Genomic DNA, 21,870 nt, shown 5'->3' on the forward strand with positions numbered 1-21,870 from the left:
AGCCCGGGCCGGGTCGTCGCCTCACCTCCGGGGGCCCCGGGAGGCGGGCCGACGACGCGGCGTGCGCGCCGCCGTCGGGCAGGATCGTGGAGGGAGCCACCGAGGGCTCAGGCAGAGTCCTGCTCGAGGTACGCGACGAGCGACTCGAGCGCGGCCAGGGCCCGCTCGTCGTCGGTGTCCGTGGACAGGACGACCTCGTCGCCGTGACCAGCCCCCAGCGTCATGACACCGAGGATCGAGGATGCGTCGACGGCCTCGCCGTCGCCCTTGCGGATGGTCACGGGCACAGCCTGCTTTCCTGCTTCGGCGGCGAACAACGCCGCGGGGCGCGCGTGCAGCCCGTCGGGGAGAGCGACGACGGCGGTACGTTCCACGAGGGTCCTCCTGTGCTCTGGACGGCTGCGACGGTCAGCATCCTGCCAGAGTTCGGAGGCCCCGACGGACGACCTGTGAACGACGCACATCCGTCGGGGCTAGGGTGGCGGACATGCGCGAAGCGACGACGCCCGACGCCCAGCCGCCCGTCCCGGGCGAACCCGGCGAGGGCGAGCCCAGCACGGGCGACGAGCCCCGGATCAAGGTCACGCTGTCCAGCGCGAGCGTGTACCCGCGCAAGGCGCCGTTCGCGTTCGAGGCCGCGGCCCACCTGGGGTACGACGGCATGGAGGTCATGGTCTGGTCCGACTCGACGACCCAGGACGCCAAGGCTCTCGCCAAGCTCTCGGCCGACGTGGGCGTCCCGATCCGCAGCGTGCACGCCCCCACGCTCCTGGTCAGCCAGCGCGTGTGGGGGCGCCTGCCGGGCCCCAAGCTCGAGCGCACCGTGGACCTCGCGCTCGAGCTGGGCGCGGGGACGGTCGTGGTGCACCCGCCGTTCCGCTGGCAGGGCCTGTACGCACGCGGGTTCGCCGACCACGTGCGCGAGCTCAACGCGGCGACGGGCGTGACGATCGCGGTCGAGAACATGTACCCGTGGCGCGGGCGCAAGCGCGAGGTCCAGGCGTACCTGCCCGGCTGGGACCCCACCGACCACCCCTACGACAAGGTGACGCTCGACCTCTCGCACGCGGCAGTGGCCCGGCAGAACAGCCTCGACCTGCTCGACGTGTTCGGCGACCGGCTCGCGCACGTGCACCTCGCCGACGGGACCGACTCCATGTCGGACGAGCACCTGGTGCCCGGCCGCGGGGGCCAGCCGTGCGACAAGGTGCTGGGCGAGCTCGTGCGCCGGGGGTGGGAGGGCGACGTCGTGGTCGAGATCGCGACCCGGCGGGCGCGGACCGCGGCCGAGCGCTTCGAGGACCTCGCGGCGTCGCTCGCGTTCGCGCGCACCTACCTCCAGCCCGGGCAGCACGCCGAGTACGAGCCGCCGCCGGGGCACGAGCACCGGCACCTGGACGCCTGGTAGGGCTGGTAGGGGTCGAGCGGGGTGCGCCGGGTGAGCCGGGTGCCGAGAACGGGGTTGCGTTCGTTCTGAGGGGCAGGACGAACACGACCCCGTCCTCGACCGCACGGAACCTCGTGCTCGGCGGGGGCGGCCGGTGCACTCGTCCGTGCCGGTCGACCGCCGGTGCCGGTCGACCGGCCGGGACCGCCGCCGTCGGGCTCGCCCCAGCAGTCGGGCCTGCCTACGCCGTCGGGCCCGCCTACGCCGTCGAGCCCGTCTACGCCGTCGGGCCTGCCTGCGCCGCCGGCCTCGCGAGCGCGGCCTTGGCGTCCTTCGCGGCCGTGCTCTGCGCGAACGCCGCGACGAGGATCACGACGCCCGTCACGACGAGGTAGAGGCCCAGGAGGACCGTGATGGTCTGCAGCCCGGTCACGGGGCTCACGAGGACCAGGATGCCGAACACGACCCACAGCGCGGCCGTGGCGAGCTCCCAGTCCCAGCCGGGTTCGCGGGTCCTGCGGGCGCGCAGCGCGCCGACGAGCCCCACGAGCCCCGCGACGAGCGCCCAGATGCCCACGAGCCGCAGCACGAGCGTGACGCTCGCCGAGGGCCAGGCCGCGAGCGTGATGCCGACCGCGATCCCCAGGCCTCCTACGACCCAGCGCCACACGCCGCCCTCGCCGTTCTTGCGCTGCCGCCCGGCCTCGATCAGGAAGAGGACCCCCTGGAGGGCGGCCATCGCGGCCACGAGCCACGTGAGCCACTGGATGCCGCGGTCGGGCTCGACGAACAGCACCACGCCGATCACGAGGAACAGGATGCCGCGCAGGTACGCGAGGCCCCACAGGCGGCGGGCGATCTTGGAGGTGCGTCCGGTGAGGGACTCGTCCTGCTCGGTCATGGGGTCCACCGTCCTCGCGGGGCCTGCCCCCGGCGGGTCCGTGGGCGTCGCAGGGCCTCGTTCCTGGGAACGTAGCGCGCGGGGGTGCCGGGCGCGCGGCGGACCCGCGCGGGCTCGCGGTCGAGCGAGGAGTTCACCCGGCCGGCGTGCCGAGCACGGGGTTCCGCGCGGTCGAGCACGAGGTTGCGGTCGTCCAGGGCGGCAGAACGACCGCAACCTCGTGCTCGGCACCCGCAGGGCCCGCGCCCCGGCATCCGAAGGGTCGGCCGTCAGTCCTGCTCGCGGGCCCGGTCGATCGTCATCTCGACCCCGTCGAGCAGCCGGTCGAGCGACGCGTCGAACGGGTCGGTGGGTGTGTCGAACCCGCCGGCCTCCCAGATCCGGGTCATGACGGGGTAGCGCTCGACGTCGAACCAGTCGGCCCAGAAGCTGCTCATCGACGTCCAGTACTCGTCGCTGCTCATGCCGCTCGCGTCGTTCTCGACGGTCTCAGCCACAGCGGCCCGTGCGAGGCCGCGCACGAACGCGTCGACCAGCCCCAGGATCTCGACGACCTGGTCGGCGGGCAGCCCGGTGTCGACGAGCGTCCGCAGCCCGGCCTCCTGGGCGTCGAGCACGTGCGGCGACAAGGGGAGGCGCCACATGTTGGTCTGCAGGATCCAGGGGTGTCGCTGGTAGAGGTGCCAGACCTCGCGCGCGTACCGCGACAGGCCCTCGCGCCAGGGGGCGTCGGCCGGGGGCAGGTCGAGCTCGCCGAACGCCCGGTCGATCATGAGGTCGACGAGCTCGGTGCGCCCGGGCACGTAGGTGTAGAGCGACATGGCGCCCACACCCAGGCGTGCGGCGACGCGGCGCATCGAGAGGGCCTCGAGCCCGACCTCCTGCGCGACCGCGGTCCCGGCCTCGACGACCTCGGCGAGGGTCAGGCGCGCCTTGCGCCCGCGCGTGGGCGGCGCGGGCGGGTCCCACAGGAGCGCGAGGCGCCGGGTCACGTCGTCGGGGCGGGGGACCTGGTCGGTCGGGTCGTCCACGACGTCCTCCACGACGTCGTCCGTGCCGTCAGCGCCGGCGTCGGCGTCGACCGATGAGTCGGGGGTCCGGGCGGAGTCCACCCCGTCGGAGGGGACGGGGGTGACGGTGTTGCTGGCCATGGTGCCTGATCCTCCCACTTCCGCGCGGTTCCGGGGACCCTTCAGTTCCCGTACGCCGTATGCTAACGTGAAATCTCTTTCCGGTACACCGTACGTGAGAGACGTGAGCCATGATCCATACCGAAGGGCTGACCAAGACGTTCCATCGCAAGAAGGAAGTGGTCGAGGCGGTCAAGGGCATCGACGTCGACGTCCGCGAGGGGGAGCTCGTCGCGTTCCTCGGCCCCAACGGCGCCGGGAAGTCCACGACCCTGCGCATGCTCACGAGCCTCCTCGAACCCACTGCGGGCCGCGCCCAGGTCGCGGGCTTCGACATCCGCACCCAGCCCGCCGAGGTCCGGTCGCGCATCGGCTACATCGGCCAGGGCAACGGGGGAGGGTTCTCCTACCGGGTCGCGGACGAGCTCCACAACCAGGGCCGCTTCTACGGGCTGCCCGCCGCCGAGTACCAGCGCCGCGCCGCGGACCTCCTCGCCGCTCTCGAGCTCGACGGCCTCGGCAAGCGCACGGTCCAGAGCCTGTCGGGCGGGCAGCGCCGCCGCCTCGACGTGGCGCTCGGCCTCATGAACCACCCGCCCCTGCTGTTCCTCGACGAGCCCACCACGGGCCTCGACCCGCACAGCCGCGCGAACCTCTGGGAGCACATCGGTGCGTTGCGCGAGAGGTACGGCATGACGATCGTGCTCACCACGCACTACCTCGACGAGGCCGACTCGATGGCCGAGCGCGTCGTCGTGATCGACCACGGCACGATCGTCGCCGACGCCCCGCCGGCCGCGCTCAAGCGCGACCACGCGGACGACGTCGTGACGCTCGTCGTCGCCGGCACGCCAGGTTCCCAGGGCCAGGTGCCCGACGACGTCACGCGCGTCCGCGCCGCCCTCGCCCCGGTCGTGGGTGGCGTGGGCAGCGTGGGCGAGGGAGGAGGGGTCGGGCGCGACGGAGCGGGGCGGGCCGGCGGACCCGACCGAGCCGACCGAGCCGACCTGGCCGACGGGTCCGCCGGCCAGAGGCTGCAGGCGACCGTCGGCGCCGGGGGAGACGTCACCGTGACCCTGTCCACGACGCACGGCGCCGACCGGCTGCCCGAGGCGATCGAGTCCTTGCGCGTCGCAGGGTTCGCGGTCCGGTCGGCCGGGCTCAAGCAGGCGAGCCTCGACGACGTGTTCCTCAACCTGACCGGTCGGAGCCTGCGCGAGGAGGCGGCGTGATGGACGAGCAGACGGAACCGACGACGGGCACCGGCGCGGGAGCCGGTCCGGGGACCGGACCGGAGGTCGGCCGCGCGGCGGCGCGCACGGGCCTGACGAACCGTGCGCCCGGCACGGGCGGGACCTCGACGCAGACCGCACCACGGACCGGGGTGAGGGAGCAGATCGACCGACGCTCCGACGTCGGGCGCTCGCGGGCCGGGAAGTTCCTCGGCGACACCTGGGCCGTGTTCACGCGCGAGATCCTCCTGGTCCTGCGCGACCCCTTCACCCTCATCTTCTCGCTGCTCCAGCCGCTGATCTTCCTGGCCCTGTTCGGACCGCTGCTGACCGGCGCCGTGGGCGGCGGCATGGGCGGACCCGGCGGGTCGACCGCCGCGACGCTCCAGTGGTTCGTGCCCGGCGTGATCGTCATGATCTCCCTGTTCGGCACCTCGATGACGGGCTCGAACCTGCTCTACGAGATGATGACCGGCTCCTACGAGCGGGTCCTCGCGACGCCGCTCGACCGGTCGGCGATCCTCGTGGGCCGTGCCCTCAAGGAGTTCGCACCGCTCGTGGTCCAGGGGCTCCTCATCGCGGTCGTGTGCATCCCGTTCGGCTTCACGTTCTACCCGCTGCACGCGCTCGCGGGCCTCGCGCTCCTGGGGCTGTTCGGCGTGGGCGTCGGCGCCCTGTCGTGCGCGCTCGCCCTCGCCGCGAAGAACCGCGAGTGGCTGTTCTGGGGCGTGCAGCAGTCGCTGCTGTTCCCGCTGCTCATCCTGTCCGGCATGATGCTGCCGCTCGAGGCCGGGCCGTCATGGATGCAGACCGCGTCGAAGTTCAACCCGCTGACCTACATGGTCGATGCCGAGCGGGCCCTGTTCGGCGGGACGTTCGCGAGCACCGAGGTCCTGTGGGGCGTGGTCGCGGCGGCGGTCACCTGCGCCGTGGGGCTGTTCGTCGGCATCCGCCGCACCCGGAAGTCGGTGTGAGCGCCGTGGGCAGGGTGACGTTCGACGTCGGGCTGTCCCTCGACGGGTACGTCGCGGGACCGCACCAGTCCCTCGAGAACCCCCTCGGCGAGGGCGGCGAGGAGCTGCACCGGTGGATGTTCGAGGAGCCCGAGGCCAACACGGCCGCGCTCGAGTCCATCGCCGCCCCCACCGCTTTCGTCATGGGGCGCAACATGTTCGCGCCCGGTCGCGGGCCGTGGGACGAGTCCTGGAGGGGATGGTGGGGCGAGGAACCGCCCTACCACGCGCCCGTGTTCGTGCTCACGCACCACCCGCGCGAACCCCTCGTCATGCAGGGCGGCACGACGTTCTTCTTCGTCACGGACGGTTTCGAGTCCGCGCTGTCGCAGGCGCTCGCCGCCTCCCGCGACGGGCACGTCGGGATCGCGGGCGGCGCCTCGACCATGCGGGCCTACCTCGCGGCGGGCCTCGTCGACGAGTTCGGGCTGCACGTCGCGCCCGTGCTCCTGGGGGCGGGCGAGCGGTTGTTCGAGGGCCTGGGCGACCTGCGGGTCGAGCCCGGGCCGGTGAGCAGCAACCATCTGGTGACTCATCTGTCGTACCGCGTGGTGAGGGGCCTCGTCGGGGAGTGACGAGTGCTTGACTGGCGCGATGACCACCGCGACGCCGAGCACCCCGCCCGAGCCTGCGCCGTCGGGCCTCACGCTGCCCGCGCTCACCGAGCGCGTCGAGGCCGTGTCCGCGCTCTACGCGCGCAAGTTCGGGATCGAGCGCGACCCCGACTGGTTCGTGCTCAAGCTCGCCGAGGAGATGGGCGAGCTCACGCAGGCGTACCTCACGACCACGGGGCGCACGCGGCCCCGGGCCGCGCCGGGCGAGGTGCCCGACGACGGGCGGGCGGCGCTCGCAGCCGAGGTCGCCGACGTGCTCGCGCACCTGCTCCTGCTCGCGCGGTCCCAGGGGATCGACGTCGAGCGGGCCGTCGAGGAGAAGTGGCTCGTGTGGGAGGGCGAGGCCGGGGACAGGCCGGGGCCGGCCGGAAGTCCGCGGTGGCCGACCCGCCGAGGTAGAGGGCCGGCGTCGAGGTAGAGGGTCCGGACCCTCTACCTCGACGGGAAGCCTCTACCCCGGGGTCCAACGGCCGATGGCTGGTGGCCCCCGCCTCGGTGGCCGTCGCCCGGCGCGGGCGGTTGCAGCCTCCCGGCGGCCGCGCCAGGATGTCCGGCATGACCACTTCCCCCGTCTCTGAACCCGCACGAACGCCTGCCCGCGGGCTGGGTCGAGGCGAGGTGCTCGGGTTCGTCGCCGGAGTGCTGCTCGTCGGCGTCGGGGTGTGGCTCGCGTCGCGGCCCTACGGTGCTGCCTCGTTCGGGTGGTTCGCGTACGCGCCGCTGTCGGGGGAGATGTTCAACCCCTCCCGCCCGTGGTCCCAGGTCCTCGGGTTCGTCGCGCTGGGGGCAGGGCTCCTGGTGCTCGGCTTCGTCGCGGGGTGGGCGGTCGCGCGTCGGCGGGGCGGCGGCGGCGGGGCGGCACGACCTGCGGAGCGACCGGATGCGTGACGTGAGCGACCCAGGAGGTGCCGGGGCGCCTGTCGCACGGGCCGACGGGCGGGGTGGTTCCGGACGGGCTGGTCGGGACCGCGACCCAGGATCTGGGCGCGCCCCTTCCGTCGGGGAAGGACCGATGACGGGGCGCGGGGGCTCGGTGTTCACCGAGGTGCGCCACGCGTCCGTCGTCACCCAGGCGCTGGTCATGACGCTCGGTCTTGCGATCACCGGGCTGACGGTGGGCCTTGCGGTGTCACCCACAGGAGGGCTCGGATGGCTCGACGTGCTGCCCGGCACCCTGGCGCTCGCGATCTGTGCCGCGGCCGCGCGCATGTCGTCGGTCGTGGCGGTCGGGCCCGATGCCATGACGCTCTCGCTCCGCCTGGGCGGGGTGCCGGTCTGGCGTCGTCGGATCCCTGGCCACGAGATCGATCAGGTCCAGGGAGGGGCAGCCGGCGGGCCGACGGTCGACGCACTGTCCGCGGGCGGGCTCGGTCTCCGGTTCCTCGGTGGTGGTCGGGTCGCGCTCATGGTCCGTCAAGGAGAGGCTGTGCGGATCGTGGTGGGCGGCGGACGACGCGAGTACCTGGTCGCGAGCGGCCGGGCGCGCGAGCTGACCGCGGCCGTGGCGGCGCTCGCCGCCCGCACCTCGACACCGAGATAGAAGGCCGGCGTCGAGGTAGAGGGCCCGGACCCTCTGTCTCGACGGGAGGTCTCTACCTCGGCGGCCGTGCGTCCATGGTGCACGGCAGAATCGATCCCGTGACCACCGCGAACCCTCCCTATCGACTGGCCCTCCTCGACCTCGACGGGACGCTGACCGACTCGGCCCCCGGCATCCTCTCCTCGGTCCGGCACGCCTACGCGACCCTGGGGATCGAGACCCCGACCGACGAGACCCTGCGGCGCTTCGTCGGCCCTCCGCTCCACGAGACGTTCGCGCTGCACGGGGTCCCCGTGGACCGGGTCCCAGAGGCCCTCTCGGCGTACCGCGAGGTCTACGCGGCCGGAGCCATGCTCGACAACTCGCTCTACCCGGGGATCCTGGAGTGCCTGACGGCGGCGCGCGCCGCCGGTGTCCGGCTCGCGGTCGCCACGTCCAAGCCCGAGGTCTACGCGCGCCGCATCACCGCGCACTTCGGGATCGACGACCTGGTCGAGGGGGTCTACGGCGCGACCCTCGACGGATCGCGCGGCTCCAAGGCGGACGTGATCGAGCACGCGCTCGCGTCGCTGGCGGCGTCCGACGGCGTGGTCGGCGGGGCTGACGCCGCGGCGTCTTCGGCAGCCTCGGCAGCCTCGGCAGCCTCGGAGAGCGAGGAAGCTCCGGGTGCGGGGCGTGTCGGGTCCGTTCCCGACGGCCTGCCGCCGCGCGAGGAGATCGTCATGGTCGGCGACCGCGAGCACGACGTGCTGGGGGCCGCTGCGCACGGCATCGGCTGCCTCGGCGTCTCGTGGGGGTACGCCGAGCCGGGGGAGCTCGAGGACGCGGGCGCGCTCCGTGTCGTGGCGAGCACCGACGAGCTGGCGCGGGCGCTGCGGGGCGAGTGACGCCGTCGGGCGGTGAAGAGCGAGGCCGCGAGAACCACGGGAGTCGCGAGAGTCGGACCGAAGGGCGTGACGCGCGGACCCTTCAGGAGCGCAAGGACCAGTCGTCAGGAGTGCACCGGCGCATCTCGCCGTGCACTTCCGACAACGAGTCCGCAGACACAGGGTTGACCTTGACGTAGCGTCAACTTCTAGGGTCGATCGTGCTACCTCACCCGAGGCCTGCAGAACCCGCAGCCCACGACGGCGCCCGTCGTCGACGGGCTTCCGCCCCGACCGTCCAGGAAGGAGGAGCGCATGACCGCCAACGCACCGCAGGCCCCGACCGACTGGTCGATCCAGGAGATCGCCCGCCTCGCCGGGACCACGAGCCGCACGCTGCGTCACTACGACGCGATCGGGCTGCTCGTGCCCAGCAGGGTCGGGCACAACGGCTACCGGTACTACGACGGGCCCGCGCTCGTCCGCCTCCAGCGGATCCTCCTCCTGCGGGACCTCGGCGTGGGCCTCCCGGCCGTCGCCGAGATCCTGGATCGGGACGGTGAGGCGAGCCCGGCCGTGCAGGCGGGGGCCCTGCGGACCCATCTGGACGCCCTGCGGGCCGAGCAGCAGCGGCTGACACGACAGATCGCGTCGGTCGAGCGCACGATCACGACCATGGAAGGAGGTGGGCGACTCATGGCGGACGAGATGTTCGACGGGTTCGACCACACGAAGCACGAGGCAGAGGTCACCGAGCGGTGGGGCGCCGAGGCCTACCGGACGGGCGACGCCTGGTGGCGCGGGCTGTCCGCGCAGGACAAGGCGGCGTACCAGGACCGGACCCGGCAGCTGGCCGCCGACTGGGCGGCCGCCGCTGCGGCAGGCGTCGCGCCCGACGGAGACGAGGCGCAGGCGCTCGCGCGCAGGCACGTCGAGTGGCTGAGCGGGATCCCGGGCACCCCGGGGCACGGCTCGGCGCCGGTCAGGGAGTACGTCGTCGGGCTCGGGGAGATGTACGTGGCCGACGAGCGGTTCGCTGCGAGCTACGGCGGCGTCGAGGGGGCCACGTTCGTGCGGGACGCGCTCGCGGTGTACGCGGAGCGGAACCTGTAGGTCACCGGCCGCACCGGCCTCCCTGCCACACCCGCCACGACGTGGGGCCGAGGTAGAACGTGCTGCGCGAGGTAGAACGCGACGGGCTCTACCTCGCGCAGCACGTTCTACCTCGGCGGGCAGAGTCGTCCCCCCGCGTCGGCGTCGGCGTCGGCGTCGGAGCCGGAGTCGTCAGTGGCTCAGGGCCCGTGCCGGCAGGATGATCGGCGCCCCGCCGCCAGGGTGCTCGACGACCTCGACCGGGTAGTCGTACACCTCGCTCAGCCGCTCGGCCGTCAGCACCTCGGCGGGTGCCCCGTCGGCGACCACGCGGCCGCGAGCCATGAGCGTGACCTGGTCCGCGTAGGCCGACGCGAGCCCCAGGTCGTGCACGACGACGACCACGGCACCCCCGGCCGCCGCGTGGCGGCGCGCGATCTGCAGCACGAGCTCCTGGTGCTTGAGGTCGAGCGCGGCGGTCGGCTCGTCGAGCATGAGCAGCCCGGTCCGCTGGGCCAGGACGCGCGCGAGCGCGACGCGCGCCTTCTCGCCCCCGGACAGCGACGGGAAGTGCCGGTCGGCGAGGTGGGACACGTCGGTCGCGGCGAGCGAGTCGGCGACCGCCTGGTCGTCGGTCTCCTCGAGGGGCGTCCCGCGCCAGGGTGCGCGGCCCATCTGCACGACGTCGAGCGACGTGAACGGGAAGCTGAGGTGGATCTGCTGCATGAGCACGGCCCGGCGCATCGCGAGCTCGGTCGCGGTCCACGACCCGAGCGGGGCGCCGTCGACCAGGACGGACCCGCCGTCGAGCGGCAGGTCGCCCGTGAGCGCACCGAGCAGCGACGACTTGCCCGCGCCGTTCGGCCCGAGCAGCGCCCGGACCTCGCCGGCCCGCACCGCGACCGACACGTCGCGCAGCACGGGGGTCCCGTCGAGCGAGAGCGTCGCCCCGCGCGCCTCGGTCACGACCGTGCCGGGCTCGGGAGTGCCCGGCAGGCGCGACGTGCGCCGTCGCCCTGTGACCGCGGTCCGGAGCGACGACCAGAAGCTGCTGCCCTCGTGGCGCGACTCGAGCTCCACGATCCCTGAGGTCCCGCGGCTCATGCCCAACCTCCCTGGCGAGAGCGCGTGCGGCGCAGCAGGTAGAAGAAGAACGGCCCGCCCACGAGCGAGGTGATCATGCCGAGCGGCAGCTCGACGTTCGCGACCGCGGTGCGCGAGACGAGGTCCGCGAGCAGCAGGACCACGGCCCCGCCGAGCGCCGACGCGGGGATGAGCCAGCGGTGGCTCGGCCCGCAGACCATGCGGACCAGGTGCGGCACCACGAGCCCGACGAACGCGATGATCCCGGTGAACGCGACCCCGGCCGAGACGAGCAGCGCGACGAGCACGATCACGATCTGTCGCAGCCGTTCGACGTCGACGCCCAGGTGCTGCGCGGCACGCTCGCCCAGCGACAGGAGGTCCAGCTGGCGGCGCAGCAGCATCGCGCCGGTCACGCCGACGATCGCGATGGGCGCGACCACCGCGACCGATCCCCACGTGGCCCCGCCGAGCGAGCCGAGCTGCCAGAACACGATCTGCTCGCGCGCGGCCGGGTCGGCGACGAACGTGAAGAACGCGAGCAGCCCGCCCGCGAACGCGTTGACCGCGATGCCGGTGAGCACGAGCGTCACGACCTCGGTGCGTCCGCCGGACCGCGAGAGCGCGTAGACGACGAACGTCGTGATCAGTCCGCCCAGGAAGGCGGCCGCGGCGACCCAGGTCCCCGAGACGAGCGAGCCGGCGGTGACGATGACCGCGCACGCGCCCACGGCCGCGCCGGCGGAGACGCCGATCACGCCGGGCTCGGCGAGCGGGTTGCCGAACACGCCCTGCATGAGCGCGCCCGAGCAGGCGAGCGCGGCCCCGACCAGGATCGCCAGGACGACGCGCGGGAAGCGCACGACCCACAACGTGTTCTCGCCCTGCGGGTGCGAGGGCATGGGCCCGATGTCGAGGCCCATGTGGTGCATGAGCGAGCCGAGGACCTCGGCGGGCGACACGGGTACCTGCCCGGTCATGCCCGAGAGCACGGTGAGGACGAGCAGCGCGACGCCGAGCCCGATCATGAGCCAGGTCGCGGCGCGTCGCCGCCCGCGACCGACGGCGGTGAGCGCAGCGGCGTCCTTCGTGTCGCGCCCGTCGCCCCGGGGAGCAGCCCCGTGCCCGACGGCGTCGCTCACCGGCGTGCCCGGCTCGCGCCGGTCGGTGGTCGTCCCGTCCGCGGTGCGCTGCGCCGTGGTGAGGGCGTCGGAGGTGGGGCGTGCCGTCGTCGGGCCGGCGGGGTGGGAACCCGGCGTCACGGCGTGGCCGTGCCGGCGTCGGACTGGCCGTCGGCCGAGGTGACCGCGGTCAGGTCGGGGGCCGGGACACCGTAGAACGCCTCGACGAGCGACGCGATGGTCTCGCCCGTGCGCGGGCCGAACGTCAGCAGGCGGCTGCCGTCCATGTCGATCACGCGCTGGTCCTGGCCCGCCGGGGTCTGCGCCAGGCCCGGGATGGCCATCATGGCGTCGAGACCGCCGCTCGACTCGAGGCCGTCGGTCATGACGAGGTACGCCGCCGGCGCCGCCGAGATGATGGCCTCGCTCGTGACGGGCGCGTACTGCTGCGTGAGGCCGATCGCGGTGCCCGCGTCCTGGCCGCCGATCTCGCGGATCAGGTCGTCGGCGCCCGAGCCCGGCCCGAACAGCATCTTGATGTTCGACCCGCGCAGGTAGAGGAACGCCACGAGCGGGTTGCCGGTGTCCGCGGGGACCCCGGCGAGGGCCGCGCAGATCTGCTGGTCGGTGCGCTCGACGAGCGCCGCCCCGGCCTCGGGGACGCCGAGCGTGGTCGCGACCGCGGTGATGCGGTCGTTGATCCCGTCGAGCGTGCGGGCCTCGTCGAAGTACACGACCGGGATGCCCGAGGACTCGAGCTGCGAGCGTGCGGTGTCCGTGAGGAGCGTGGCGTCGGTCAGGATGACGCTCGGGTTCAGGCCGAGGATGGTCTCGATGTTCAGGGCGTGGCCGGCGCCGGTCACGACGGGGACGTCGGCGGCCTCGGGGAAGCCCGTCGGCAGGTCGCGACCCACGACGTTCGCTCCCAGCCCCAGGCTGTAGACGATCTCGCCGAGCGTGCCGTAGAGGTCGACCGCGATGATGCGCGAGGCGTCGGCGACCGTGACCTCGCGACCGTCGAACGACTGCAGGGTCACGGGCAGCGTCGGGGTCGGAGCCGAGACGATCGGGTCGATCACGTTGTCGGCGAACGTCGCGGTCGTCGGGCCGGTGGGGAACGTCGCGGGGTCCACGGTGGGGCGCTCGCCCGTCTCGAGGGCCGCGCAGGCGTCCAGGGCGACGGCCTCGGTGGGCGCGGGCGACGAGTCCGAGGCCAAGGGGGGCGCTGTCGTCGGGCCCTCGGGCTCGTAGGGGAGAGGAGCGCAGCCTGCCGCGAGCAGCACCGCTGCGAGCGTGGCGACGCCCACGACGGACGAGCGGCGCAGGCCGCGCGGACGCGCGGGGGACGGGACGCGGGCAGGGTGCGACATCACAAAGGCTCCAGCGAGGGTCGGCCGCCCACGCGAGAAGGCGGCTCCGGGTAAGTTGAGGCTAACCTACGCAGGGCCTCGGCAGGGTGGCCGGTCCACGGGATCTTCTGTGATCTTGGAGACGCTGCCGGCGGTCCCGGGCGCTGGTACCCACGGTCGTGCGGGGCCGGTTCCCGGTGCCGAGCATGCAGTGGGCGTCGAGAATCCGGGGAATCTCGACGCCCACCGCATGCTCGACGGACGCCCACCGCATGCTCGGTCCCGGAGGCGGAGGCGGAGGCGGAGGCGGGGCGGGGCGGGAGCGGCGCTCAGCGGGTGCGGTGAGCAGGCGGGCTCACCGCGTGCTCAGCAGTGGATCGCGCCGAGCTCCGCGAACAGCGCGCTGTTGAGGCGGAACGCGAGCTTGGCCTCCTCGACCGTCTCGGCGATCTGCTCGTCCGTGAGGTCCAGGGAGTCGAGGCGCTCGCGGTAGACGTCCTTGAACGGCTTGGCCTTGGGGATCTCGTCGAACGTGTAGAACGCGAGGCCATCGGGGCCGAGCCCGTAGTGGCGCTCCATCATGCGCTTGATGATCTGACCGCCCGAGAGGTCGCCCAGGTAGCGCGTGTAGGCGTGCGCGGCGTAGGCCGAGAGCGAGGTGCCGACCTCGAGCAGGCGGGCCACGTAGGCCTCGGTCGCGGGCAGGATGCGGATCTTGGTGGCCCAGTCGGAACCGACCAGGAATGCGAGGTCCTTCTCGATCGAGGGCGTGCGGGTCAGCTCGTCGAACACGAGGGTCGCACCCTGGGCGTCATCGCGGATCTGGGCGCTGGCCTGCTCGAGCGCCCCGTAGATCGCGTACTGCTGTGCGGCGAGGTCCGTGTAGGCGGCGACGTCGAGCTCGCCCCCCATGAGCTTCTCGACGAAGCCCGTGGTCTCGGCCTGCTCGTGCTCGGGGCGGGTGCCCTCGCGCAGGCGCAGCGACAGGGACGCGGGTGCGGCGTCGGTGGCGGGAAGGGTCTCAGCGGTCACGAGGGGCTCCTGCGGTTCGTCGTGTCACGTGCACGACGTCGGCACGTGCGCCGGGTTCGGCGCAGGGTCCACGGTGTGGTGACACATCGTCATGACGTCGCGTCAGGAACGATACAACAGTGAGGTGAGGTTTACCTATGCTCTGTGGGGGAGATCTCACGGACTGGTCCTGGGGGCGCGGTGTCACCTCGTGGGCAGGGCGTGCTCCGCGACGCCCTCGGGGTTGGGCAGGCCGTGCAGGAACCGGTACCCGACCGCGGCCACCACGACCGTGAGCCCGCCCGCGACGAGCAGCGGTGTCGTCAGGTCGATCCGGGCGAGCAGGCCGCCCAGCAGCGAGCCGAGCGGCATGGTGCCCCAGAGCAGCGTGCGCCACGTCCCGTGCACGCGCCCCAGCAGGTGGCCCGGGATCGCGGCCTGGCGCAGCGACATGACCAGGACGTTCCACACCGACGTCGACCCGAACGACACCGCGAAGCACACGACCGCGACCGGGATCGTCGGGAAGAAGCCCATGACGACGAGCGCGACCGGGCCCACGAAGTTCGCCGCGGCCATGACGGGCCCGGCGCCGAACCGGACCTTGAGCGGGCTCACGACCACGGCGCCGACGATGCCCCCGACGGCGCCCGACAGCATGAACACCCCGAACCACTGCTCGGGCACGTCGAGGCGCTCGAGCACGAAGAGCACGTCCGTCGCGATCGCCGCCGAGAAGAACAGCGCGATCAGGATGCTGAGGAACCACAGGGGCCGCAGCATCGGGTGGCTCATGATGAAGCGGAAGCCGTCGGTGAGCTGGTGCGCGAACGTCGCACGGACGGACGGGAGCGCGGGCGTCCCGGCGTCGTCGTGCGGTGCGCCCGCGGCGGCGACGGGTGCGTCGTCGACCCGGCGTCGGCGCGCGCGGTGGGCGCCGGCCGCGGCGGCGGGCAGGAAGAACGCGAGCACCCCCGCGACCGCGTAGGACAGGGCACCGATGCCCAGCGGGATCACGACCGCGACCGCGAACAGCGCCGACGTCACGGGCACCGCGAGGAAGTTCTGGACGACGAGCTCGCCCGCCTCGATGCGGGAGTTGGCACGCGGCAGGTCCGCGCGGCGCACGATCGCGGGGACGACGGCCCGGATCGCGCCGTCGTAGAGGGTCTCGAGCGCGCCGTACGCGAAGATCACCGCGTACAGCCACCAGATGGTCAGGGTGTCGGTCGCGAAGAGCGTGAGGAGCGTGACCGCGAGGAGGGTCCGGGTGCCGTTCGCGATCGCCATGGCGTGGCGACGGTCGATCCGGTCGAGCAGCACCCCGGACGGGATCGCGAAGAACAGCCACGGCAGCATCGCGACGGCCGCGATGCCCGCGATGAGCAAGGGGTCGTCCGTGAGGCGGGCCGCGAGGAGGGGCGCGGCGACGCGCGCGATCCCGTCGGCCAGGCTCGAGCTGATGTTCGCGGTGAAGACGTTGGTGAAGGACCGGCCGAGCCCGCGGCGGGCGGGTTCGTCGGGCTGCCCGGACGGCCTCCGGGCAGCGTCAGCGGGGGGTGGGGGTTCTGCGGGGGGCACCGGAGAACTCTAGGCTCCCTGCCGCAGGGCTGTGCGCGGAGGTCACCGGCCCGACGGCGGAGCCGGGGCCGGGCCGTCGGGTGCGGTCTTGTCCGAGCCGCGGCCCGGCAGTGGATCCTGGCGACTCCGGGAGGGTTCGTCTTCCGCGGAGCCGCAACAATTGTTGCGGCTCCGCAGAAACACACCCCTGGGGGAGAGGCCTGACGGCGAGAGACGTCGGTGGGCGCCGGTGCGGCAGGACGAAGCGGGTCGGGCCGGGAAGACCAGCGGCACCACGTGAGAGGCTGGCGGCGGCTCCCGCCCCGGGTGCGCCAGACGTCGGCGCCAGGCGCGCAGGACCGCCCCGCGGGGCTGTCCTACGCCGCGACGTCCTGCGTGCGGCGCGCCACGAGCGCGCTCTTGCCGCGCTTGCGCTGGGCTGCGGCGAACATGGCCATGAAGACGGCCGTCGTCACGAGCGCGGCGATCGCGTTCGCGACAGTTCCTTCGGGGGTCGAGTGCCGGTCCCCGAGGGTGAGCAGCAGGGCGACGTTCACGAGCCAGTGCACGAGGGTCGCGAGCGCGACGCGCTGCCCCACGGTGCCTCGCCCGAAGTGCCCCACGAGCACCGACAGGGCCACGGTCGCGAGCAGGAAGCCCACGATCACGACGGGCCCGGCGGTGAAGATCTGCACGTGCCACACGCCCCACACGAGGCCGGTCACGATGCTCGCGACCAGGAGCGAGAACCGGTTCTCGAGCAAGGGCTGGAGCATGCCGCGCCACCCGATCTCCTCGCCGGCCGCACCCACGAGGTAGGTGAGGAGCAGCAGCACGAACGGCACACCCGCCGTCGCGTGCACCCCTGCGAGAGGTTCGCCCTGCACCAGGAGCGTCACGACGAGCACACCCCAGTAGAGCAGGCACGCCGCGAACGCGAGGACGAGGTGGGCGACGACCTGACGGCGAGGGACGGCGCTCGGCAGCAGCGGTGCGAGGCGCCCGCGGAAGATCGCGAACGTGAGACCGGCCCCGATCGCGGGGCCGAGCTGGACGAGGGCGAGCACCGACGGGTCGATCCCCGAGACCGGTTGGAGGAGGAGCAGCGCGCCCGACGCGACGAACGTCGCGAGGACGAACGTGAGGGTCGGGGCGAGGAAGGCGCGGGCTGCGGGGGCCGGGGCGGTCGGGGTCACGCCGCAGGCTCGCAGCCGGTCGTGCGGGGTGTCAACCTCAGCCGGCCACGAGCTCCTGCGTCCCGACGGCCCGCAGGACGAACGCCTCGGTGGCCTCGATCGCGCGCTCGCGCTGGGCGGGGTCCTCGGGGATGAGGCGGCCCGAGAGGCACGCGTTGACGAGCTGGACCGTGGTGCCGAGGTCCTGCTCGGGGAACTCGCCGCACGCGATGCCCGCGGTCAGGATGCGGCGCAGCGTGTCCTCGACGATCACGGCGTGCTCGCGCAGGCGCTGCTGCGTGCCGCGCGAGAGCACGGTGCGCAGGTCCGGCCCGGGGGCCAGGTGGAAGACTCGCTTGAGCTGCGCCTGCTGGCGGATGTAGGTGCGGAGCTGCTCGACCGGGTCGTCGACGCCCTCCAGCGCGCGCTCCAGGGTGCCGACGTACTGCTCGGTCTCGTGCGTGATGAACCCCAGGAGCAGCGACTCCTTGTCGGGGAAGTGGTTGTACACCGCGGTGCGTCCCACGCCCGCCGCGGCAGCGATGTCCGCGAGCGAGATCGCGTCGAAACCGCGGTCCATCATGAGGTTCGAGAGCGCCGCGAAGAGCTTCTGACGGGTCTGTGCGCGGTGCTCGTGGAGCGAACCGCCGATGATCTTCGGCATACTGACATCATAGGCACTTGCTGTCAGAATGCTAATTCGCGAGATCCTGCGGCTCCTGAGCCCGCCCGGCGGCGCGGCTGCCTACACTGGCAGCAGCCCCGGATCGACCCGACAAGGCCGTCGGAGGAAGGCGATCATGACCGACCATCGTGCACCCGCCCGCTCCGACAGCCCCGGCACGGGGGACAGCCCCGACGCCCCGCCCCGCCGCGCATCCGTCCGCGCGGCCCGCGAGGCCTTCCTCAGCACCGGCGCGCTCCCGCCCGGCATCCGTCCCCTCGTGGCCGAGTCGTGGCGCCGCAGCGCCCGCAGCGGCGTCGACCCCGACTCGCCCCAGCCGGACACGTCCATCACCGACCTCGACCTCGGCGCCTACCGGTCGCAGCACCCGCTCGCGCGAGCCATGCCGGTCGTGCGCGACCTCCTGGTCGCGGGCCTCGCGGGCGAGAGCGCGGTCGTCGCGCTGACCGACGACGCCGGTCGCCTCCTGTGGGTCGAGGGCAGCTCGAGCGTGCGTGACCAGGTGGGACGCATCGGGTTCGTCGAGGGGGCGGTGTGGCGCGAGGAGCGCGTCGGGACCAACGCTCCGGGGACGGCCCTCGCGACGGGTCGACCGGTCCAGGTCCTGGGTGCCGAGCACTTCACGCGCCCCGTCCAGTCCTTCAACTGCGCGGCCGTGCCCGTGCGCGACCTGCACACCGGCCGTGTCCTGGGGGTCCTGGACGTCACGGGAGGGCGGGTCGCGGGGTCGGGTCTCGTGCTCTCGCTCGTGCGCGCGTCGGTCGCGGCGGTCGAGCGCGAGCTCGCCGAGCACGTCCCGCCCGGCGGTCGGCTCGCAGGGGCTGCGAGCGCCCCGCAGCTCGACGTCCTGGGACGTCCGGGGGGCACGCTGCGGGCGGCGCCCGGAGCAGCGGCGGGGTGGCCCGGCCCGGGCACGTACGCGACCGTGCCCGACGGCGGCACGCACGCTGCGCCGTCGGGCCGCCTGAGCCTTCGCCACAGCGAGATCCTCCTGCTGCTCGCGGCGCACCCGCGGGGGCTGGGTGCGGACGAGCTGGCCGTGCTGCTGCACCCGGGCGAGCTGTCGGACGTCACGGTGCGGGCCGAGGTGTCGCGCCTGCGGCGGGCCGTGGGGCCGCTGCTGGGCGGTTCGCGCCCGTACCGGCTGGGCGGGCTCCTGCGCACGGACCTCGACACCGTCCGCGACCTGCTCGCGGTGGGCGACGTGCACGGGGCGCTCACGGCGTACGCGGGACCGGTGCTGCCGCGGTCGGTCGCGCCGGGCGTCGAGCAGCTGCGCGACGAGCTCTCGGCCGAGGTGCGCGGGGCGGTCCTCGCGTCGGGCGACCCGGGGGCGGTGGGCCGCTGGCTCGCGAGCGACGAGGGCGCCGACGACCACGCGGCGTGGCGGCGCCTCGCCGCCCTCGTCGCGCCGGGCAGCCCCGCCGCGGCGCGGGCCCGGGCGCGTCTCGCGCTGCTGGACCGCTCGCTGGGCTGAGGTGCCCGCCCCGACCGGTCGCGCGCTCGTTCTGACAGGTTGACTGCAACCCTCCTGCAACCCTGGCGCCCGTAGCGTCCTGACCAACCCGGCGCAACGGTGCGCCACGGGCCGTGGACCGCGTCGGCCGGCGGGCAGCCGACACCACGCAGGCCACGCACGGCACGGAGCACTGCAAGGAGGCAGACGCACATGACCGTCTACGCAGCACCCGGTACCCCCGGGGCGATCGCCGAGTACAGGTCCCGCTACGACCACTGGATCGGCGGCGAGTACGTCGCGCCGGCGAGCGGCCGGTACTTCGAGAACCCGAGCCCCGTCACTGGCCGCACCTTCACCGAGGTCGCGCGCGGCACGGCCGAGGACATCGACCGCGCCCTGGACGCGGCCCACGGCGCCGCCCGCACCTGGGGCAGGACCACGGCGACCGAGCGCGCCGTGATCCTCAACAAGATCGCCGACCGCATGGAGGCCAACCTCGAGAAGATCGCGGTCGCCGAGACGTGGGAGAACGGCAAGCCCGTGCGCGAGACGCTCGCCGCGGACATCCCGCTCGCGATCGACCACTTCCGCTACTTCGCGGGCGCGATCCGCGCGCAGGAGGGCTCGATCTCCGAGATCGACGAGGACACCATCGCGTACCACTTCCACGAGCCGCTGGGCGTGGTCGGGCAGATCATCCCGTGGAACTTCCCCATCCTCATGGCCGTGTGGAAGCTGGCCCCCACGCTCGCGGCGGGCAACTGCGTGGTCCTCAAGCCCGCCGAGCAGACGCCCGCGTCGATCCTGTTCCTGATCGACATCATCGGGGACCTGCTGCCCCCGGGCGTCCTCAACGTGGTCAACGGGTTCGGGGTCGAGGCGGGCAAGCCGCTCGCGTCGAGCCCGCGCATCCGCAAGATCGCGTTCACGGGCGAGACCACGACGGGCCGGCTCATCATGCAGTACGCGAGCCAGAACATCATCCCGGTCACGCTCGAGCTGGGCGGCAAGTCGCCCAACCTGTTCTTCGAGGACGTGGCGCGCGAGAAGGACGACTTCTACGACAAGGCCCTCGAGGGGTTCACGATGTTCGCCCTCAACCAGGGCGAGGTGTGCACGTGCCCGTCGCGCGCGCTCATCCAGTCGTCGATCTACGACTCGTTCCTGGGCGACGCGATCGAGCGGACCAAGGCCGTCAAGCAGGGCAACCCCCTGGACACCGAGACCATGATCGGCGCGCAGGCGTCCAACGACCAGCTCGAGAAGATCCTCAGCTACATCGACATCGGCAAGGCCGAGGGGGCCAAGGTCCTCACGGGCGGCACGCGCGCCGAGATGAGCGGCGACCTCGCGGGCGGCTACTACGTGACGCCGACGATCTTCGAGGGCAAGAACTCGATGCGCATCTTCCAGGAGGAGATCTTCGGGCCCGTCGTCGCGGTCACGGACTTCGCGGACTTCGACGACGCGATCACGGTCGCGAACGACACCCTGTACGGCCTGGGCGCGGGCGTGTGGTCGCGCGAGGCCAACATCGCCTACCGGGCGGGCCGCGAGATCCAGGCGGGCCGCGTCTGGACGAACTGCTACCACGCGTACCCCGCGGCGGCGGCGTTCGGCGGGTACAAGGGCTCGGGCGTGGGCCGCGAGAACCACAAGATGATGCTCGACCACTACCAGCAGACCAAGAACCTCCTGGTCAGCTACTCGGCCTCGAAGCTCGGCTTCTTCTAGGCCTGCAGGAGGCGACCGTCGTGTGCGGGGTCCGGGACGTCCCGGGCCCCGCGCACGGCGGCCGCACCGTCCGGACCGTCCGCCACGAGGGGAGAAGGAACCATGCCCGACGACGTCACGCCCGCCCTGCAGGTCACCGCAACGGGGGCGGTGGGCACCGTGCCGGGCGGGGGGGCGGGCGCCGCACCGAGCGAGGGACTGCCTGGGCGCGTGACCCTCACCGAGGGCGCGGCAGAGCTGCTCGCCCGGCTCCGCGTCCAGTACGGCGAGCTCATGTTCCACCAGTCCGGCGGGTGCTGCGACGGGTCGTCGCCCATGTGCTACCCGCAGGGCGAGTTCCTCACGTCGGACGCCGACGTGCACCTGGGCGACCTCACGGTCACGGACTCGTACTCGGCCCTGGCCGAGGTGCCTGACGCCCTGCCGCTCGGGGGACTGTCGGACGACCCTGCGCTCGCGGTACCGCCGGGACCCGTGGACCCGGAGCACGGCGCGACGCCGGCCCGCGGGGCGGCGACCGTGCTGTCGGCCGTGGTCTCGGGTCACGTGCTGTCCGAGCCTGCGGTGGCGCCGGGGCTCGCGGGCGACGGGACGCGGGCCGGTGGCCCGACGTTCACCGTGCCGTTCTGGATGAGCCGCAACCAGTTCGAGTACTGGAAGCACACGCACCTCACGGTCGACGTGGTCCCGGGACGAGGGTCGGGGTTCAGCGTCGAGGCGCCCGAGGGCGTGCGGTTCATCATCCGGTCGAGGCTGTTCTCGGACGAGGAGTCGGAGGCGCTCGCCGGCCAGGTGCTGTGATCCGCCGTCCTGTGACCCGCCGTCCTGGGCCCCGCAGTCGGGTGCCCGCCGGCCCACCCGTGCGGTGCGCGCACGTCGTGCACGTCACACGAGGACGAACGTCACATCCGGCTGCCG

The 21,870-nt window shown here is 73.3% G+C and carries 21 protein-coding genes and 2 pseudogenes; 13 read left to right on the plus strand and 10 right to left on the minus strand.

Annotated features, from left to right (window positions below):
- Window positions 1-107 precede the first annotated feature (107 nt).
- Complete coding sequence (locus H9641_RS20085) at window positions 108-374, minus strand: HPr family phosphocarrier protein (RefSeq protein WP_318244460.1); 267 nt, start codon at window positions 372-374, stop codon at window positions 108-110.
- Window positions 375-487: 113 nt separating this feature from the next.
- Between H9641_RS20085 and H9641_RS08125 the strand changes: the two genes are divergently transcribed.
- Window positions 488-1,408: a sugar phosphate isomerase/epimerase family protein gene (locus H9641_RS08125; RefSeq protein WP_191802680.1), complete on the plus strand. Its 921-nt coding sequence runs from the start codon at window positions 488-490 to the stop codon at window positions 1,406-1,408.
- Window positions 1,409-1,664: 256 nt separating this feature from the next.
- On the opposite strand, the gene H9641_RS08130 is transcribed toward H9641_RS08125, so the two are convergent.
- Both H9641_RS08130 and H9641_RS08135 read right to left on the minus strand, forming a co-directional pair.
- Complete coding sequence (locus tag H9641_RS08130; RefSeq protein ID WP_191802682.1) at window positions 1,665-2,288, minus strand: HdeD family acid-resistance protein; 624 nt, start codon at window positions 2,286-2,288, stop codon at window positions 1,665-1,667.
- A 269-nt stretch (window positions 2,289-2,557) separates the two neighbouring features.
- Window positions 2,558-3,439: a TetR/AcrR family transcriptional regulator gene (locus H9641_RS08135; protein ID WP_191802683.1), complete on the minus strand. Its 882-nt coding sequence runs from the start codon at window positions 3,437-3,439 to the stop codon at window positions 2,558-2,560.
- Between the two features lie 110 nt (window positions 3,440-3,549).
- Here H9641_RS08135 and H9641_RS20090 point away from each other — a divergent pair, with 110 nt between their 5' ends.
- From H9641_RS20090 to H9641_RS08175, 8 genes are all read left to right on the plus strand, one after another.
- Window positions 3,550-4,650 (plus strand): ABC transporter ATP-binding protein, encoded by a 1,101-nt coding sequence (locus tag H9641_RS20090; RefSeq protein WP_225220184.1) that lies wholly within the window; start codon window positions 3,550-3,552, stop codon window positions 4,648-4,650.
- On the plus strand, window positions 4,650-5,624 hold the full coding sequence (locus H9641_RS08145) for an ABC transporter permease (RefSeq protein WP_191802685.1): 975 nt from the start codon (window positions 4,650-4,652) through the stop codon (window positions 5,622-5,624). The genes H9641_RS20090 and H9641_RS08145 overlap by 1 nt, the downstream gene beginning before the upstream one ends.
- Window positions 5,625-5,638: 14 nt before the next feature.
- Complete coding sequence (locus H9641_RS08150) at window positions 5,639-6,238, plus strand: dihydrofolate reductase family protein (protein ID WP_318244461.1); 600 nt, start codon at window positions 5,639-5,641, stop codon at window positions 6,236-6,238.
- A 19-nt stretch (window positions 6,239-6,257) separates the two neighbouring features.
- Window positions 6,258-6,695 (plus strand): MazG nucleotide pyrophosphohydrolase domain-containing protein, encoded by a 438-nt coding sequence (locus tag H9641_RS08155; protein WP_191802687.1) that lies wholly within the window; start codon window positions 6,258-6,260, stop codon window positions 6,693-6,695.
- 137 nt (window positions 6,696-6,832) lie between these two features.
- On the plus strand, window positions 6,833-7,165 hold the full coding sequence (locus H9641_RS08160; RefSeq protein ID WP_191802689.1) for a hypothetical protein: 333 nt from the start codon (window positions 6,833-6,835) through the stop codon (window positions 7,163-7,165).
- 124 nt (window positions 7,166-7,289) lie between these two features.
- Window positions 7,290-7,817 carry a hypothetical protein gene (locus tag H9641_RS08165; RefSeq protein WP_191802691.1) on the plus strand — a complete coding sequence of 176 codons (528 nt, stop codon included), beginning with the start codon at window positions 7,290-7,292 and terminating at the stop codon, window positions 7,815-7,817.
- A gap of 98 nt (window positions 7,818-7,915) precedes the next feature.
- On the plus strand, window positions 7,916-8,704 hold the full coding sequence (locus H9641_RS20685; protein WP_318244462.1) for an HAD hydrolase-like protein: 789 nt from the start codon (window positions 7,916-7,918) through the stop codon (window positions 8,702-8,704).
- A gap of 294 nt (window positions 8,705-8,998) precedes the next feature.
- A complete protein-coding gene (locus tag H9641_RS08175) occupies window positions 8,999-9,796 on the plus strand; it encodes a MerR family transcriptional regulator (protein ID WP_191802694.1) in 798 nt (265 codons plus the stop codon).
- A 171-nt stretch (window positions 9,797-9,967) separates the two neighbouring features.
- On the opposite strand, the gene H9641_RS08180 is transcribed toward H9641_RS08175, so the two are convergent.
- The 7 genes from H9641_RS08180 to H9641_RS08210 form a co-directional block, all read right to left on the minus strand.
- On the minus strand, window positions 9,968-10,879 hold the full coding sequence (locus H9641_RS08180) for a heme ABC transporter ATP-binding protein (protein WP_191802697.1): 912 nt from the start codon (window positions 10,877-10,879) through the stop codon (window positions 9,968-9,970).
- Window positions 10,876-11,886: a FecCD family ABC transporter permease gene (locus H9641_RS08185; RefSeq protein ID WP_191802934.1), complete on the minus strand. Its 1,011-nt coding sequence runs from the start codon at window positions 11,884-11,886 to the stop codon at window positions 10,876-10,878. The genes H9641_RS08180 and H9641_RS08185 overlap by 4 nt, the downstream gene beginning before the upstream one ends.
- 230 nt (window positions 11,887-12,116) lie before the next feature.
- A complete protein-coding gene (locus tag H9641_RS08190) occupies window positions 12,117-13,349 on the minus strand; it encodes a heme/hemin ABC transporter substrate-binding protein (protein WP_191802700.1) in 1,233 nt (410 codons plus the stop codon).
- A 345-nt stretch (window positions 13,350-13,694) separates the two neighbouring features.
- Entirely contained in the window at window positions 13,695-14,360 is a 666-nt protein-coding gene (locus tag H9641_RS08195) for a biliverdin-producing heme oxygenase (RefSeq protein WP_191802702.1), read from the minus strand.
- 183 nt (window positions 14,361-14,543) lie between these two features.
- Window positions 14,544-15,920 (minus strand): MFS transporter, encoded by a 1,377-nt coding sequence (locus H9641_RS08200; RefSeq protein ID WP_191802704.1) that lies wholly within the window; start codon window positions 15,918-15,920, stop codon window positions 14,544-14,546.
- 356 nt (window positions 15,921-16,276) lie between these two features.
- Window positions 16,277-17,095, minus strand: coding sequence for a CPBP family intramembrane glutamic endopeptidase (locus tag H9641_RS20690; RefSeq protein WP_191802705.1), 819 nt, complete (start codon window positions 17,093-17,095; stop codon window positions 16,277-16,279).
- 37 nt (window positions 17,096-17,132) lie between these two features.
- Window positions 17,133-17,738, minus strand: a complete 606-nt coding sequence (locus H9641_RS08210) for a TetR/AcrR family transcriptional regulator (protein ID WP_056644728.1) — start codon at window positions 17,736-17,738, stop codon at window positions 17,133-17,135.
- Window positions 17,739-17,874: 136 nt separating this feature from the next.
- Between H9641_RS08210 and H9641_RS08215 the strand changes: the two genes are divergently transcribed.
- The 4 genes and pseudogenes from H9641_RS08215 to H9641_RS20915 all read left to right on the plus strand — a co-directional run.
- Entirely contained in the window at window positions 17,875-19,236 is a 1,362-nt protein-coding gene (locus H9641_RS08215) for a sigma-54-dependent transcriptional regulator family protein (protein WP_191802707.1), read from the plus strand.
- Window positions 19,237-19,428: 192 nt separating this feature from the next.
- Window positions 19,429-20,952 (plus strand): aldehyde dehydrogenase, encoded by a 1,524-nt coding sequence (gene adh / locus H9641_RS08220; protein ID WP_191802709.1) that lies wholly within the window; start codon window positions 19,429-19,431, stop codon window positions 20,950-20,952.
- 102 nt (window positions 20,953-21,054) lie between these two features.
- Window positions 21,055-21,333: pseudogene (locus tag H9641_RS20910) on the plus strand (DUF779 domain-containing protein); the annotation flags it as partial.
- Window positions 21,334-21,564: 231 nt separating this feature from the next.
- A pseudogene (locus H9641_RS20915) lies at window positions 21,565-21,753 on the plus strand (DUF779 domain-containing protein); the annotation flags it as partial.
- Between the last annotated feature and the right edge of the window lie 117 nt (window positions 21,754-21,870).

Source organism: Oerskovia merdavium, from assembly GCF_014836755.1.
Classification (GTDB): Bacteria; Actinomycetota; Actinomycetes; order Actinomycetales; family Cellulomonadaceae; genus Oerskovia; species Oerskovia merdavium.